This window comes from Pseudomonas sp. LBUM1679 (assembly GCF_059695565.1).
In genome coordinates this window covers 3611317-3626163 of the sequence record NZ_CP166774.1, presented here as the reverse complement: position 1 = coordinate 3626163, position 14847 = coordinate 3611317, and the positions used below count along the sequence as shown (strand labels likewise).

7 protein-coding genes and 2 pseudogenes are annotated in these 14847 nt (G+C 53.9%); 8 read left to right on the top strand and 1 reads right to left on the bottom strand.

Annotated features, from left to right (window positions below):
• Nucleotides 1–70: 70 nt before the first annotated feature.
• Both ACA062_RS16505 and ACA062_RS16500 read left to right on the top strand, forming a co-directional pair.
• Nucleotides 71–415, top strand: a complete 345-nt coding sequence (locus ACA062_RS16505) for a helix-turn-helix domain-containing protein (protein WP_497452055.1) — start codon at nt 71–73, stop codon at nt 413–415.
• Entirely contained in the window at nt 415–1626 is a 1212-nt protein-coding gene (locus ACA062_RS16500) for a type II toxin-antitoxin system HipA family toxin (protein ID WP_497452054.1), read from the top strand. Before ACA062_RS16505 ends, ACA062_RS16500 begins: the two co-directional genes overlap by 1 nt.
• Before the next feature lie 317 nt (nt 1627–1943).
• Here ACA062_RS16500 and ACA062_RS16495 read toward each other — a convergent pair.
• Nucleotides 1944–2513 (bottom strand): annotated as a pseudogene (locus ACA062_RS16495) (transposase).
• Between the two features lie 748 nt (nt 2514–3261).
• Between ACA062_RS16495 and ACA062_RS16490 the strand changes: the two are divergent.
• The 6 genes and pseudogenes from ACA062_RS16490 (at nt 3262) to ACA062_RS16465 (ending at nt 14559) form a co-directional block, all read left to right on the top strand.
• A pseudogene (locus ACA062_RS16490) lies at nt 3262–4380 on the top strand (tyrosine-type recombinase/integrase).
• A gap of 11 nt (nt 4381–4391) precedes the next feature.
• Nucleotides 4392–5528: a tyrosine-type recombinase/integrase gene (locus ACA062_RS16485; RefSeq protein ID WP_497452053.1), complete on the top strand. Its 1137-nt coding sequence runs from the start codon at nt 4392–4394 to the stop codon at nt 5526–5528.
• A 562-nt stretch (nt 5529–6090) separates the two neighbouring features.
• On the top strand, nt 6091–6837 hold the full coding sequence (locus tag ACA062_RS16480; RefSeq protein WP_497452052.1) for a restriction endonuclease: 747 nt from the start codon (nt 6091–6093) through the stop codon (nt 6835–6837).
• Nucleotides 6838–7478: 641 nt separating this feature from the next.
• Nucleotides 7479–8552: a hypothetical protein gene (locus tag ACA062_RS16475; RefSeq protein WP_497452051.1), complete on the top strand. Its 1074-nt coding sequence runs from the start codon at nt 7479–7481 to the stop codon at nt 8550–8552.
• Between the two features lie 2199 nt (nt 8553–10751).
• Nucleotides 10752–13157: a glucose/quinate/shikimate family membrane-bound PQQ-dependent dehydrogenase gene (locus ACA062_RS16470; protein ID WP_497452050.1), complete on the top strand. Its 2406-nt coding sequence runs from the start codon at nt 10752–10754 to the stop codon at nt 13155–13157.
• Between the two features lie 103 nt (nt 13158–13260).
• Nucleotides 13261–14559, top strand: coding sequence for a carbohydrate porin (locus ACA062_RS16465; RefSeq protein ID WP_497452049.1), 1299 nt, complete (start codon nt 13261–13263; stop codon nt 14557–14559).
• Nucleotides 14560–14847 lie beyond the last annotated feature (288 nt).

Genomic DNA, 14847 nt, shown 5'->3' with positions numbered 1-14847 from the left:
ACATCAGGCGCACACTTAATACGTGCTATCGTTAACCTTATGAAGGATAACGCTCATTATGGTGCGTATTATGAAAGACTTTTTCCCGGTCGCCTGTGCCGACACCCTCAGCAAAATCGGGCTTCTGGTCAAAGCCAGGCGCTTGACGTCGGGCATGCGCCAAGCGGATTTCAAATCGACGCTCGGCATCTCCGAGCACACGCTGCGCAAAATCGAAAACGGGTCGGAATTCGTCGACCTGCGATCTTTTATGCTGGTCCTGTGGCGCCTTGGGATCAACGAGTCGATTTTCGCCTCATTGGACGGGATCGAAACCACATCGCAGATCACCCGCTATGTCACCGATGAGGACGCTCACCAGAGCATTGCCTCCAAACGTGTGCGGTTGCGCAAATCCAAAGCGGAGGACTTCTGATGTCCCGTGCCTATATCTACATGGAGCACCCGGACACCCGAGAGATCCTGACCCTTGGCAGACTGACCCTGCAGGGGAGGTTCGGCGAATTCATTTATGCGCCCGACTATGTAGAGCGTGGCAACTGGGTGCCCGATCCCATCAACTATCCGTTACGCGCAGAAGCCTATACCGGCATTGCCAAGAACCGAGGCATACCGGGCTTTATCAACGACGCCATGCCGGACGGATGGGGAGAGCGCTTGCTCCAGCGCGCCTTCGGTCAAGTGCTGGCGCCCATCGAATTCTTGCTCAAGTCACCGAACAACGACCGCGTCGGCAATCTCATGGCCGGAACAGCGACTGTGCCCGTACCCGGCCTGGGAGACAGTCCGGTGCCAACCTTGAAAGGTTTGGCCAAATTCATAGAAGCCTGCGAAGCGGTCTATGACGGACAACTGGATGAACAGTCGGTCGCGATGCTGAACATCCGCCAGCAACGCTCCTCCCTAGGTGGTGCGCGGCCAAAGCGAACATTGCAGGACCACGGGATGCTGATTCTGGCCAAGCCCCGAGACCGCTTTGACCAATATGATTTCCCTGCCATCGAATATGCCTGCATGACCTTCGCCGCATCCAAGGGTATGAACGTTGCCAATACCGCCTTGCATGCCGAAACGCCCTCTACGTTATTGATCGAACGCTTCGACCGCACACCCTTGGCCGAAGGCGCCAGGCGCATCCCGATGCTCAGTGCGCTGACCTTGCTGGATGCGGAATGGAACGAGCAATACCACCGTGACTGGCGCTATGCGGCAGTCGCTGATGAAATGCGCCGGCGCGGAGTGCCGGACGTGGATCTGCACGAGCTGTTCAAACGCATGTGCTACAACGCCTTGGCGGGCAACAGCGACGACCACCCGCGAAACCACTCGATCATCTGGCTCGCAGGGCAGTGGCGCCTCTCACCGATGTACGACGTGCTGCCGATTGTCGATGAGGGTCCTGCCCAGACCTTGGCCATGGCAGTGGGCCGGGACGGCAATCAAATCAGCCGGGCCAATTTACTCAGTCATCACAGCCACTTTGCGCTGAGCCGTGAACACGCCGAGCACTTGCTGGACGAAGTGATTGGCTGGGAGGAAGAGCTGAAAGACTATTACGCCCAGTGGTTGCAGGGCGAAGAGCTGCAGATGGCGTGCGGCGCGGTCAGTACTGTGCGTATGCGCTAGCAAGCGTACCTGGGGCTGGATCAGTCTTGAGGGTGCACCAGAAATCAAAGTTTCTACCTCAAAACGCGAAACGGGTGTCCGGGTTGGGTAGGGGAGATTGATAAGCTGAAACAGGGGAATTAACAGGCTGATATATAACTCAACTAAATAGATGTTTAGTTGAGTTATCGTAACTTTGACCCTGAAAACCGTCCAGAGGGCGGCTTAGTCACGAATTTTACAAAGTACGTTGTATTCGGGTAATTATTTTTGCCTCATGGAGTTATTTGATCATCATCGCCAACAACCGCGATGGCGCACAGTGCTTCTGACTAGTGCTAGGCTCTGTACGAAAAGTAATGTCGCGAACACCGCATGGCACAGGCCAACGAAACCATCGCAGCAAAACTTTTCGCGAGCTTGTCGAAGCGTGTAACGATGGGGCGGTTCCCCTTCAGCATCCGAACATGCGCTCGATGATGTTGCGCTGTCAGTATTTGAGGCGATCAAACAGCCTGGGCAAACCCGGTCGAGGCTTGTGCTTCATGGGTCGCAACGGGATCACTGGCTGCATCCGATAACTATCGCAGTAACGGCGCAATGCCTCGGCGTCATAGCCCTTGTCGACCAGCAGCCATCGACAGCGTTTGGGGGGACGGCCACGCAGGTTTGAGCAATTGATCGAAGGCGTCTCGGTTGCGGCAATCACAAAAGCGTTGATAGACCGTAGACCAAGGCCCGAAACGCTCCGGCATATCTCGCCAAGCAGCGCGTGAGCAAAGCACCCATAGGATGCCATTCAGCATCAAGCGATCATCTGCCCTTGGGCGACCACCGCGCGGGGCTTCGATGAAGAGGTCAGCAACAAATTCCCAGGCCGCGTCGGGGAGTCCATAACGTTTGGTCATCGTGGGCTCCTGCCTTTGATGGACGCGTACTCAACTGAATCCCGATGCATATAGGGTTCAAATGAGTTTCAGCTGATTTCCTACAGATCCTAGCCGATCCCAAAGTACACAATCGTAATGCCTGATCCGCGCCTGAATGAGACAGGCGCTTGCACTGGTTAATGTCGAGTACGCCGCCGGTCATCAACAAGAATGACCTTCCTTAAAATCTGGGTCAGCCCAAGTCTCGGCTTTATCAACGTTAAGCACCCAGGTTACTTATGGGCTAGATTTCCGGATTTGATGCTGCAGGAGTAAAATGAATCCGGACGTCTGTAGAGGAAAATCTTGTCCAAGCGGTAAATCGCCCATGCAAGGAATTTAGTTCTTGAAATGAAAAGAAATTACTGCCGAGAGCTAGCGGAGTTCGCATATTTAAATGAGGTCAGCCCAAGGCACGGCTTGATCAACAGCCAAAGGAATGACTACAACCTTATGATTTTGTGGGGTTTCGCATAATTCGCTAGGTTTCGCATTTTTAAGTAATCTCGACAATCATCTCCTCGAAATGTGCGTGCAACCGGGCTGATCCTGAAATACATCATTACGTGTAATGTATATTATGTTAAACGACAGGTCATGTCATAGATGTTCATGAGCTGCTTAAGCCACTGATTCGACAAAACCGCTTCTGGCGTCCACTCTCTCAACGGGCCATGTACTTCGCGTTCATGGCGCGTCATTGAATGAGGGAATGAGGTGGCTACCAATGAAGCTGATTCAGTGCCGTTTCTCTTCAGGTCTGCGTGTGCCGCTGCTTGTGCAAGCTGGTAATGCGGCGCCGTTACCCATACTCGTTCCGTTCATCTACGTACAAGTAAAACTCAGACACCGCGCATACTGGCTCCAAAGCGGGCGTCAGGCCGATAATCTGGTCGCCCGAATCGGTTCAGCTAAAACGACATCTTTTCCGTAGATCGATCCGCGCACCCGTGACCAATACCTGCGGCTGTTGAAGCAGTATCTGTCCTGGTGCGTCACTCGATACATCCCGCGCGCTCGTCAAAACTCAACCACCCAGGCAAACATCGAGGTGGTATTTGCAGATGTCGCCGACGTCATTGAACGACGCTTTGAGAGCCATATCATCAATGTTCGTCCCGACCACGCTCGTTACCGCAGCCTGACAGATTCACAACTCCAGATCATTCGCACACTGATTCGCCCGGGCGCTGCGGAGAATCCGTTTCCGGAACGATTGCAGTTGCGCAATTGGCTAATGATTGAATTGCTGCTGGAGACCGGTATCCGTCGCGGAGAGCTTCTGAAGCTCTACACCACAGATATCAATCAGGGTTCTCAGCACGCCTATGTCAGCATCAATGACCGCGAACATGACCCAGGCGACCCGCGCGTTGAAGAGCCTGCGCTGAAAACACACGGACGGACAGTAAGTATCTCCGCACAGTTGTATGAGGTCTACGAGCACTATATCCAGGGCGAACGGCGCCCTCTGCGTGACGGCAAACCGATGAAATTGCCGTACAGCTATTTATTCATCTCTGACCGAGGCCGCCCGCTGTCGATTCGCGCATTGTCTAACGTCCTCGATCGGCTGTTTCTGACCCTTGAACTGGCTCATCCGGGGTTGTTGCCTACACTTTCTGCACATGACTTTCGCCACACCTTCGCCGACCGTTTCTTGGCTTACCTGGTCGAGACGCGCGGGCATGATCTGGAGCGCGCCACGGACGAACTCCGACGAGTCTGCGGCTGGTCTGATACTTCGGCGATGCCACGCCGTTATGCAAGTCGTTATCTAGCCGAGTCGGCCAACCGCCATAACGCCCAGCGCGCCTCGGCAGCCTGGAGCCGACTTGACAGTTAAGGAGGTTCGCTGTGACTAAATCAGTTGGCCAAGATCATCCTTTACCCTCCTCCTCTTTTGCGGGTTATTTGTTCCAAGGGCCGACTCAGGTTGCTATTCGAACACGCACCAATGATCAGCCACGATACGTCGATACTCGGCTGAAGGTGTGGACGTGGTACGACGGTGGACTCGCGATGAAAATCGATTGGACTGCACTCCAACTGAATTCGGAGCTAATCGAAATAGGCAAAGGCTTTATGGCCTACGCACTTGAGAAATATGCGCCTCGAACCGCAGTAATGTTCGCAGATACCCTACGCTTTTTATCTAGTACAAATCTCGCGGCCGGACTTCCTTGGGACCCCCATCAACTGGTCACTGCTCTCGAAGAACTCAAAAAAACGAGGACAGTACTTATAGGGTTTCGAAGGCTTTACCGTTGGGCAATGGATAGAGGAATCAATGGCTTCGATCCAATCACCTACTTAAGAATCAAGGATGTGAAATCAGATCGAGTTGACCCGTATGCGCGAATTTTTCTCTCGCAGTCTGGCTTAGACCTTGATGAGGAAGTTCGGTTGCTCAAACGCATTGAACGAGAGGTTTCACCTAACTCTTGGGAGGAAGCCCAGTTTAATATAGTACTTCACTTGGGTTTCGAACTCGCACCACGCTCGATTCAATTCCATTCGCTTGACATCGCGGATTTTGAGTTCATTGAAAGCGCTGGTCATGAGAGGTACTACACCCTGTGGCTACCCATGGCCAAAAAGGTCGGCCAACGCAGACCTGAGCGACGACCCCGCAAAGTCACCTTCCGGCTGGGTGAAAAAATCTCACGCCACATCTCGGAAATACAACGCCAGTTTGGCAGCGACTGCGAACCATTATTTGTCAGTCCTAATGGAAGACGTCTGTCAGTTAACGAAATCGGTGCAGGCCTCAAACATGAACTGCGTGAAGCAGGGATAGACAAGCCTAATCAGGTAACTATCTTGCTGCGTCATCACCTCGGGCAAGGTTTGGCGGACCAGGGATCACCGGCAGACATGATTGCCGAACTGCTTGGCCACAACAGCACAGTTGCGGCGCGTGCTTACGTCACGGCAACCCCCAACCTCAGCTTTTTCAAAAAATCGATTCGTGGAAGACAAAATATGAAATAGCTGCGCTATTCGCCCTTTAGCAGGCTTCTGTGCGCTCTGTTTCCTGAGACGGGGCCATAACCTAGACTAATGAATACTAGTGAGGCTCCTAACGCACCCTTCAAAGGCTCGCTTCAAGAGCAGGACACCGATTTTGTCGTAAACGCCTATCCTGCTTCGGGCGATGTTTTCGAGCCGACGAAACGCCGTGGAGATCGCGGAATCCGGGTTTTTCAGAAAGCCTACAGCTGGATCGGTTAGACGTTCATCGAGCAGTCGAAAGCTCAGCGATACGGGAATTTCTGTAGGAGATTGAGCGATCGAATTTTCTCGCTCCACTCTGGACGATGGACGATGTAGTCGCGGAAGCGCCATGGCCGAATTGGGCGCGCCTGCTCTAGCTTTTCGAGATCGGTTGACAACAGGCATCCCGCTTCGCAGCGTTGAAAGACACTGCGATCGATTATGTATTCTTCGATCTCTGCATCAAACATCTGCAAGAGTTGGATGGCTGTGGAGAGACCGTTTGGGCCCTCTCCGGAATAGCTAGAGGATAATCTCGATTTTATCAGCACCTACTCACTTGTCCAGGCGCAATGGTGCTTCATTACCAGCAGATGTGACACTGCGTCTAACGGGGCTTAACAAATTCGAATTTCATGAACTTTTCGAAAAAAGCTTGGTTGCATCCCCGCCCGAGGCAATTCTGCAGTACGTGTTCGATCTTTCGAAAGGCAATGCAGCGTTTGCTTCTTTACTGGCTCAACTGCTCCAAACGGAAGACCGGCCAGCATCTGAGATACTGGAAGCGCTTAGCCCTTTCTCTCGGAGCACCATTCTTGGGCCTGATGGGCTGCCACTTGAGCGGAACAGTCCGTCTGAGCGGCAGATTTTAGTCGATCTTAACTCAATGACGGCGGAGGCTCTGAGCCGGATTTATCGTGAGCCGCAGCTTATTCATGAACTGACGCCACGTAAGTTTGAGGAGTTTGTCGCCGAGCTCCTGTCACGCCTTGGCTATGAGGTGGAGCTCACTCCGGCCTCAAAAGATGGAGGAAAAGACATCTGTGTGGCGAGGAAGGATCATTTGGGCACGTTCATGTACGTCGTAGAATGCAAGAAGTACTCTCCAGCTCATCCAGTCAAGGTTAATTTGGTTAGACAGCTAAGCGGCGTTGTTCAAGCAGAGCGAGCTACGGCGGGCATACTCGTAACCACGTCGTCCTTCACTCGGGGAGCGCGAGAGCTTGAGAAGCAGCTGTCCCATCAGATTAGTTTAAAGGATTACATGGATATTCAAGATTGGCTCAAACACGCCTTACGGATCTGAGTGTAGAAGAACAAGCCTCAGGGCAATCGCTGAAATCTTGCGTTCTGACAGCTAAGGATTTTGGCCAAAGATGGGTACGAGAAACTCTGCCGTTTTCGCACAGCTACATCATGGGGTCACTTTACCCTGCGCACTGCAGGTCGAGTCGTGAGGACGATGCTTCTGCCGGCTAGCGCCTGAGCAATTGATGCATACAATCAACCGTTGATTGTTGTCCGTCGTGTGCCGTCCATGGATTTTGAGATAGGAGAGGTCTCAAACGGCTGGCAAGCCACGTCACAGCTGGCTGCGACAGCTTTAATTCTCAGATTTCAAATGATACGTGTTACGCTCCTATGAGCTTTTCGTAAATTTTGTATTTTTCGAACCAGTGTCAAGCGTAGAAAAAATATTTGAAAAAGAAATATTTTGCGAGCTGAATGCTTTAGCTTCCGGCCCCTAACTCGCGCTCCGTCGCTGTAACAGCCATAGGTACGCCCAAGGAAAGGATATGTATAGACCATGGATCAAGCCAAGCCGTCACAGCAAAGCCGCTGGTCTCAGGAATCTCGGCGATCCCATGCTTCCCTCCAGATCCCAAGCTTCCGTTTGGTGTCTCAGTTCAACGAACGACGTGATCTGGCAGCTACGGAGGCGCACGCATGAATAGATTCTTGTCCCCACCCACCTCCGCAGCATTAAGCTGCGAACGAAGTCAGTCTGGGTTACTTGGTGGGGGTTATCGACCTTTCGCGGGTGAGTCAGCTAGTAGCTTTTACATGCCGCTTCAAAACTTTGCAGGTACCTACGAAACAGACGACTACAGCGCGGCGTTGTACATAGTTAACCTGTTATTGTCCAAAGATGCGGAGCTTAGCCCTGAGGAATATAAAAATTTCGTTATTCAGTTGAGAGGGTATTTAAAGACGCTGAAAGCGTCGGCGAACGTCCCGGCTGAGGCGTTAAACTCTCTTCAGCAGATGGCTGAACACATCCCAGAAATTGGTCCGCTGATGTTTTCATTAGGAAATTTACCTGGAACAATTGCAAGTGCATCAGGCGCAGTTATGGCTGCAGCCAAGTCCAGAAAAGTTACGGACCTGCTAGAGCTGACTACCGAGCAGAAAAATAAATTACATTCGTGGGCTAATACACGAGGCGCTCCTGGTTCCAGATCAGCCCGCAAGACATTTAAAAATAACATTACGATCATTCAGAGAGATGGCAAGTCTTTCTTTAAGATACCTGTTACCGCTGTTGCGCAGCACTACAAAATATTAGGTCAAGCTGGGCAGCAGTTTGCTCATATACCGCTAGTTGGCACTAGCGCAGCATTGAGTCAACGGGCGCATCTGCATAGTAATGGTGCTACGGGCGCACTTAAATTTATGGGTGGTAACACTGTAGGACTAATTATTGCTACGGGCCCACAGGCAGTTCTGGACTACACAAACTCCACCAGCAGAACCGAGTTTTACAGTAAATCTTTTGACAGTCAGCCTACGAACGTCGCATCGGTTGGCGCAGGTATAATTGTAGGGAATATAGCTAGAGTCGCAATTACCGCACTAGCTGCCGGTAGCACTGGCGTCGCCGCCGCAGGAGCCGCACCTTTGATTGCTATTATCCTCATCGGCTGGGGTGCAGGCATGGTTGCACAATGGGCTATGGGAGAGAGTGGAGCAGATAAACTGATCGGAGATAAATTAAAAGAAATGATTAAAGATAATGATTAATTCCGAGACAATAAAGACAGGTGGTTGGGCAGTTTTTTTTCTGCTGGCGTTATTCATGGCTTTTGGTACTCTCATGCTGGGCAATAATTGGCATGTTTACTTTTTTTTGTTGGCTTTCATGCTCTCATGGACATTGTATATAGTCTACATATGTGAGAGCTATATTACCTATATATGGTCGCTCTTGATCTCATGCGTCGGAGGTTTTACATTGCCTGCGTGTGTTGTTGCATACGGTTTGGCTGCAGATGCGTCGTTCGATTTAAGTCTATACCGTTTTCTGATTGGTCTCGCGCCAGCTGCTCTAGTTGGTATTGTTTACATAGTGGTGACTAACACTAGGCCAGTATACCAACCCTTTGAATATAACGGAAATAGGATCCAGACTCGCCAAGACGTTAATTCGAAGCCGTCTATGAATTACAGTATTCCTCTGATTGGTGGGGTGACTACTCTTGCCGCTAGCATTTTTTTAAAATGGGCAGGAATGTTAACAGGCGCGCTCGTAGGTATGACAGTTATGACCGGTGGCAGCATCTTTATACTGCTCTACGGCCGTCATGTCCTCCGAGGTTTGCGAGCACTCCGTATTCAAGAGCGGAGCATGCCCGTCCCATATACCTTCATGCAGCTAGACGAAATTCGCGAAGCACGCAGCCGTTGGTGGCTTGGCAGGTTATTCAAATGGATAGCATCTTGGCGCAAGTCGTCGGGGGCTTGATTTACTGAAGAAATTACAGGCAGACCGTCCCTGACGATCTGTTAACAGCGAAGGAGTATTTGAAGCAATGGATCTTTCCTTTTTGTTTACAGCGCAAAATAGATGTCTTTTCTAGCTTACGATGGCTCTCTCAGGCGAACAGGAGTTATTGCGCGTCCCCAGTAAGCCGGCTAGTGTGCGCCTACCCTAGCCGATCACTTGTTGCCGTTACCACTGAATCAATTTTTGAGGCGCGCCCAAATGCCATGCGCCTGAGGCGTTGCTTCTTCCTGTTTAATACCAGATTTGGCTTGGATACTCACCGATGAAGTGCATGACGTGGGTGCCTGCAGCAGCCACCACTTCAGGGCTAGCCAGATCAAGGTCGTATGCCCTGCAACATCGTTTTCCAATCCAGATCCAAAACGTGCTTTCTGAAAAGCAGCATCCCTCATCCCCTGAATTGGGACTGTCAGAGGTCGGGGTGGCAAAGCTAAGGCGGGCGGAAAACGAGGTCTATGAACATCAATCGATGAACACTTACGTTAATTTTAATAGCGTTGAGTCAGCAGTTTTAAGGTCATGAGCTACTTATGAACATATGACATCGCCCACTTGTTAAATCGTGTAATGTGACGCATCCCTCAGCCGCTGTTCGACACTACGCCCAAAAGCAACGGCGAGCGTACCGGTCCTTCCATGGTAAGGCCCCTCCTCGGCGCGATGCTTGAACTCGACGAGTGCTTACAACCGGATGGCTCGCTGAACGAGTTTTCCATTACGGAGGTTTTACGACGCAACGGTTCACTTGCAAATTTGCCACAGACCAATGCGGAACGTCACGTCGCCTGCCGCCATTTCCGGCCACCATAAAACTCGAAAACAGTCTCCTGATCCTCGAAGCCCTAGAATTCGCCACTCCGCTGGCCGTCGCAAACAACCATAGTACCTCCTCGGGTAAAGCCTTCGTCTCAAATATCGTCGGAGCACAGCATACACTCAGCGCAGATTCCGGAGATGTTTGGTGGATAGGGCCTCAACCAGGCTCATCGTCCCAGCCACTTCCGTGGTGCACCCCGCAGTATTCCGAACATTGTGCAGCTCGTTGCGGGCATTGATCGACGCAAGATCTCTCTGAAACAGCACCCGCGGCATCAAGGCCGCTTCGAGCTCCTGATACTACGCCGGCGTTGGTCGAAGTCGCTCGGAATGCAAGTCGCGTAGTCGAAACCGTTCGGTTAATCGTCGGTAATTCGGAGGCTGAGTCTGTTCGATTCGCACTACTACGCCGTGATCTATACCTGTCACAAACCCGCTCTCCCCTGACAAAAAAGAGCCTTTTGTCAACGTTTCAACGATCCCAGCAAATCCCTGAGGCGCGCTGGTCTTCGATCAGGCGCGTAATTGAGCAGCGAACTACGCTTCTTTTTGAATTTATGGTTTAACTAGATAGTTAGCTATCTATATAATGAACACATCATTTCAACGGGACATTCAACGTGAAGCAGAGTCAACGCCTCTCGGGCGTATCAAAATTCATTCTGGTCGGACTGGGCTTGATCATCGCCCTCCTCGGCTTGGCACTTGCTGCTGGCGGCATGAAATTGGTCAGCCTGGGAGGGTCTTGGTACTTCCTGGTGGGTGGGCTGGTGATGGCCGTTTCCGGTCTGCTGATCGCTCGCTTCAAAACGGCCGGTGCCTGGTTGTTCGCTGCGTTTCTGGTGGGCACGGCGATCTGGGCTGTGAGTGATGCCGGGCTGGTTTTCTGGCCGGTATTCTCGCGCCTGTTCATGTTCAGCGCCATTGGCCTGGCGGTCACGCTGGTCTACCCGCTGCTCAAGCGTGCCAATGGTGGCGTCCCAGGTCACGGTGCCTATGGCATCGCTGCTGTGTTGGCGATTGCGCTGGCGGTGGCCGCTGGCAACATGTTCGTTGCGCACCCGACTGTCGCCGCCACGGGCACTGGCCCGGGCCTGACGCCCGTCGAGCCAGCCAACGCGCAAAAGGACTGGGCTCACTACGGTAACACCGAGGGCGGTAGCCGCTTTGCTGCGCTGGATCAGATCAACCGCAACAACGTCGACAAGTTGAAGGTGGCGTGGACGTACCACACCGGTGACGTCGCCGAGAGCGATGGCAATGGCGCCGAAGACCAGCTCACCCCGCTGCAGGTCGGTAACAAGGTGTTCATCTGCACCCCGCACAACAACCTGATCGCACTGGATGCCGATACCGGTAAGGAACTCTGGAAAAACGCGATCAACGCGCAGTCGAAAGTCTGGCAGCGTTGCCGTGGCATGGCTTATTTCGACGCCACGACGACCATCGCTCAGCCAAGCAACTCGACCATCATCGAAGCCAAACCTGCCCCGGCAGCCAATTGCCAGCGCCGTTTGCTGACCAACACGATTGATGCCCGCCTGATCGCGGTCGATGCCGACACCGGCGAGTTCTGCCAGGGGTTCGGCAACAACGGTCAGGTTGATCTGAAGGCAGGCCTGGGTGATGTTCCGGACAGCTATTATCAGTTGTCTTCCGCACCGCTGATGGCCGGCGCCACCGTGGTGGTTGGCGGTCGAGTGGCCGATAACGTCCAGAGCGACATGCCGGGTGGTGTGATTCGTGGGTTCGATGTGATCACCGGCGCGATGCGCTGGGCATTCGACCCGGGCAACCCGCAGGATCGCAAAGCGCCGGCCGACGGCAGTACTTATGTGCGCAGCACGCCGAACAGCTGGGCGCCGATGTCCTATGACCCGGCGACCAACACGGTGTTCCTGCCGATGGGCAGTTCTTCCACCGACATCTATGGTGTCGAACGCAGCAAGCTCGATCACACCTACGGCGCCTCGATCCTGGCGCTGGACGCGAGCAGCGGTGAAGAACGCTGGGTCTTCCAGACCGTTCACAACGACCTCTGGGACTTCGACCTGCCGATGCAGCCGAGCCTGATCGACTTCACCAAGGACGGCAAAACCGTACCCGCGCTGGTCATCGGCACCAAGGCTGGGCAGATCTACGTGCTCGATCGTGCCACCGGCAAGCCGCTGACCACGGTTGAGGAAGTACCGGTCAAAGCCGCCAACATCCCCAACGAACCGTACTCGCCCACCCAGCCGAAATCGGTGGGCATGCCGCAGATCGGTGCTCAGCACCTGACCGAATCCGACATGTGGGGTGCAACGCCGTACGACCAGTTGTTGTGCCGTATCGATTTCAAATCGATGCGTTATGACGGCCTGTACACCGCGCCGGGCACCGACAAATCGCTGAGCTTCCCAGGTTCGCTGGGTGGCATGAACTGGGGCAGCATCTCCACCGACCCGGTGCACGGCTTCATCTTCGTCAATGACATGCGTCTGGGTCTGTGGATTCAGATGATCCCGTCGCAGAATAAAGGTCAGGCCACTTCAGGTGGCGAAGCGTTGAACACCGGGATGGGCGCCGTGCCGCTCAAGGGCACGCCGTATGCGGTGAACAAAAACCGCTTCCTGTCGGTCGCCGGCATTCCTTGTCAGGCACCGCCGTTCGGCACGCTGACCGCCATCGACATGAAGACGCAGAAAGTCGCCTGGCAGGTTCCGGTCGGCACCGTTGAAGACACAGGACCTCTGGGTATCCGCATGCACCTGCCAATCAAGGTTGGTCTGCCGACCCTCGGCGGCACCCTGTCGACTCAAGGTGGCTTGATCTTCATCGCCGGTACTCAGGACTTCTACCTGCGCGCCTTCAATAGCGGTAATGGCGAAGAAGTCTGGAAGTCGCGCCTGCCAGTGGGCAGTCAGGGCGGCCCGATGACCTACGTCTCGCCGAAAAGCGGCAAGCAGTACATCGTCATCACTGCCGGTGGTGCGCGCCAGTCGACCGATCGCGGCGACTCCGTGATGGCTTACGCCTTGCCGTAAGCCGATGTGCCCGCCTCACTGGCGGGCAATCTCTCTGTGCGCGGCACCTGCGGGTGCCGCGCCGCTTTGCGAAATCATTCAAGATTCCACCAGGAAAACTCACATGTTTTTGGCTGTTCGCTTTTCTCATGCAGGCTGGCTCAACGGCTTGCTACTGGGCCTGACCTGCAGCGCCACCCTGCCCGCCTTCGCCGATACCGACTCGAATCTTTTGACCCGCAATACCCTGACCGGTGATTGGGGTGGTCTGCGCCACCAGATGGATCAGGATGGCATCAAACTCACCGGTGACTACAGCGGCGAAACCGCCTATAACGCTGATGGCGGCCTGCACCGTTCGGCCCGTTACTCGCAAAACATCAAGCTTGGTGCGCAGTTCGACCTGAGCAAACTGTATGGCGTGGAGAACGCCGGCAAGATTCAGCTGACCATCAACGACCGACGCGGCAATAGCGCCTCCGAGGATCTGGTCGGCAACCGTCTGCCCATCCAGGAAAACTACGGCGGTCTCTACACGCGTCTGACTGAACTGAGTTACGAGCGCACCCTGTTCACCAAGGCCTTCAACGTGAAACTGGGTTACATGGCCATGGGCAACGACCTCGGTGGCCTGGACAGTGGCATTCTCTGCAACTTCATGAACGCCGGTTTTTGCGGCCATCCACTGAACATGTCCGGCGGTAGTGGCTGGACCAACTACCCCAACGCCCACTTGGGCCTACGCGTGAAGTACGACCTGTCGTCGTCCTGGCAGCTGCGTGTGGCGGCCTTCAATGTCGATCCTGAGAGCAACGGCAATTCCAGCCGTGCCTGGCATCTTGGCCCGAAACATACGACCGGCACCGTGGTGCCGATCGAACTGGTGTACAAGCACGCGGGTGAGTTGCCCAGCGAGTACAAGGTTGGCTACTACTACGACAGTTCCGACGTGAAACGCATCGGCAGCGATAAAGAAGTGTCCGGCCGCGGCGGTCATTACCTGCTGATTGATCAGGCCGTGTGGAGTTCGCAATCATCCGAGGGCCGCAGTCTGCACGCCTTCGGCCAATACTCGGCGGCCAGCGAAGCGGCTTCACCGTTCAGCAAGTGGTACGGCACCGGCGTGGTTCTGTACAAACCGTTCGAAGGTCGCCCGCGTGACACCGTCGCTCTGGGCTACGGCAGGGCCGTGCCCAATCCACGCAGCCGGGATGTGCAGCAGGACGCCGCGCTCGCCAATGGCACAACGTTCCCGAATTTGGACAGTGCCGAACAACTGATCGAGCTTGGCTATGGCTACCAAGCCACTCCTTGGCTGACGCTGCGCCCGAATGTGCAATACATCATCGAACCAGGCGCGTTTTCCGGGCAAGACATCGACAATGCGCTGGTGCTCGGTTTGCAGGTGAAAGCTGCGCTCTGAACTCTCGATTAGGGGACCTTCAAAGAAACAGGAAAACCGGCGCAAGACCGGTTTTTTTGTTGTTCAATTATTTGTGTTGCTCGCGAAGAACGTCATCTATGCGCTTATGTGGCAGCGTCAGAGCGGCGGGATTATTAGGGAGGATAAGGGAGTGATGGAGTCTATGGATCAAGTTCAAGCGTGAATGCCAACGCCTCCGTCTTGAGCGAACATCCCGAGTCTCACCCGGAGCCTATCAAGTGGCTCACTGGCACTCAGTTCCCAAAGCCTTCGTAACTCCTCCCCGTC

Bases quoted from the DNA above. Each gene is read 5' to 3' on its own strand.
- ACA062_RS16465 (WP_497452049.1), top strand. From the start codon at position 13,261: ATGTTTTTGGCTGTTCGCTTTTCTCATGCAGGCTGGCTCAACGGCTTG.
- ACA062_RS16475 (WP_497452051.1), top strand. From the start codon at position 7,479: ATGAATAGATTCTTGTCCCCACCCACCTCCGCAGCATTAAGCTGCGAA.
- ACA062_RS16500 (WP_497452054.1), top strand. From the start codon at position 415: ATGTCCCGTGCCTATATCTACATGGAGCACCCGGACACCCGAGAGATC.
- ACA062_RS16505 (WP_497452055.1), top strand. From the start codon at position 71: ATGAAAGACTTTTTCCCGGTCGCCTGTGCCGACACCCTCAGCAAAATC.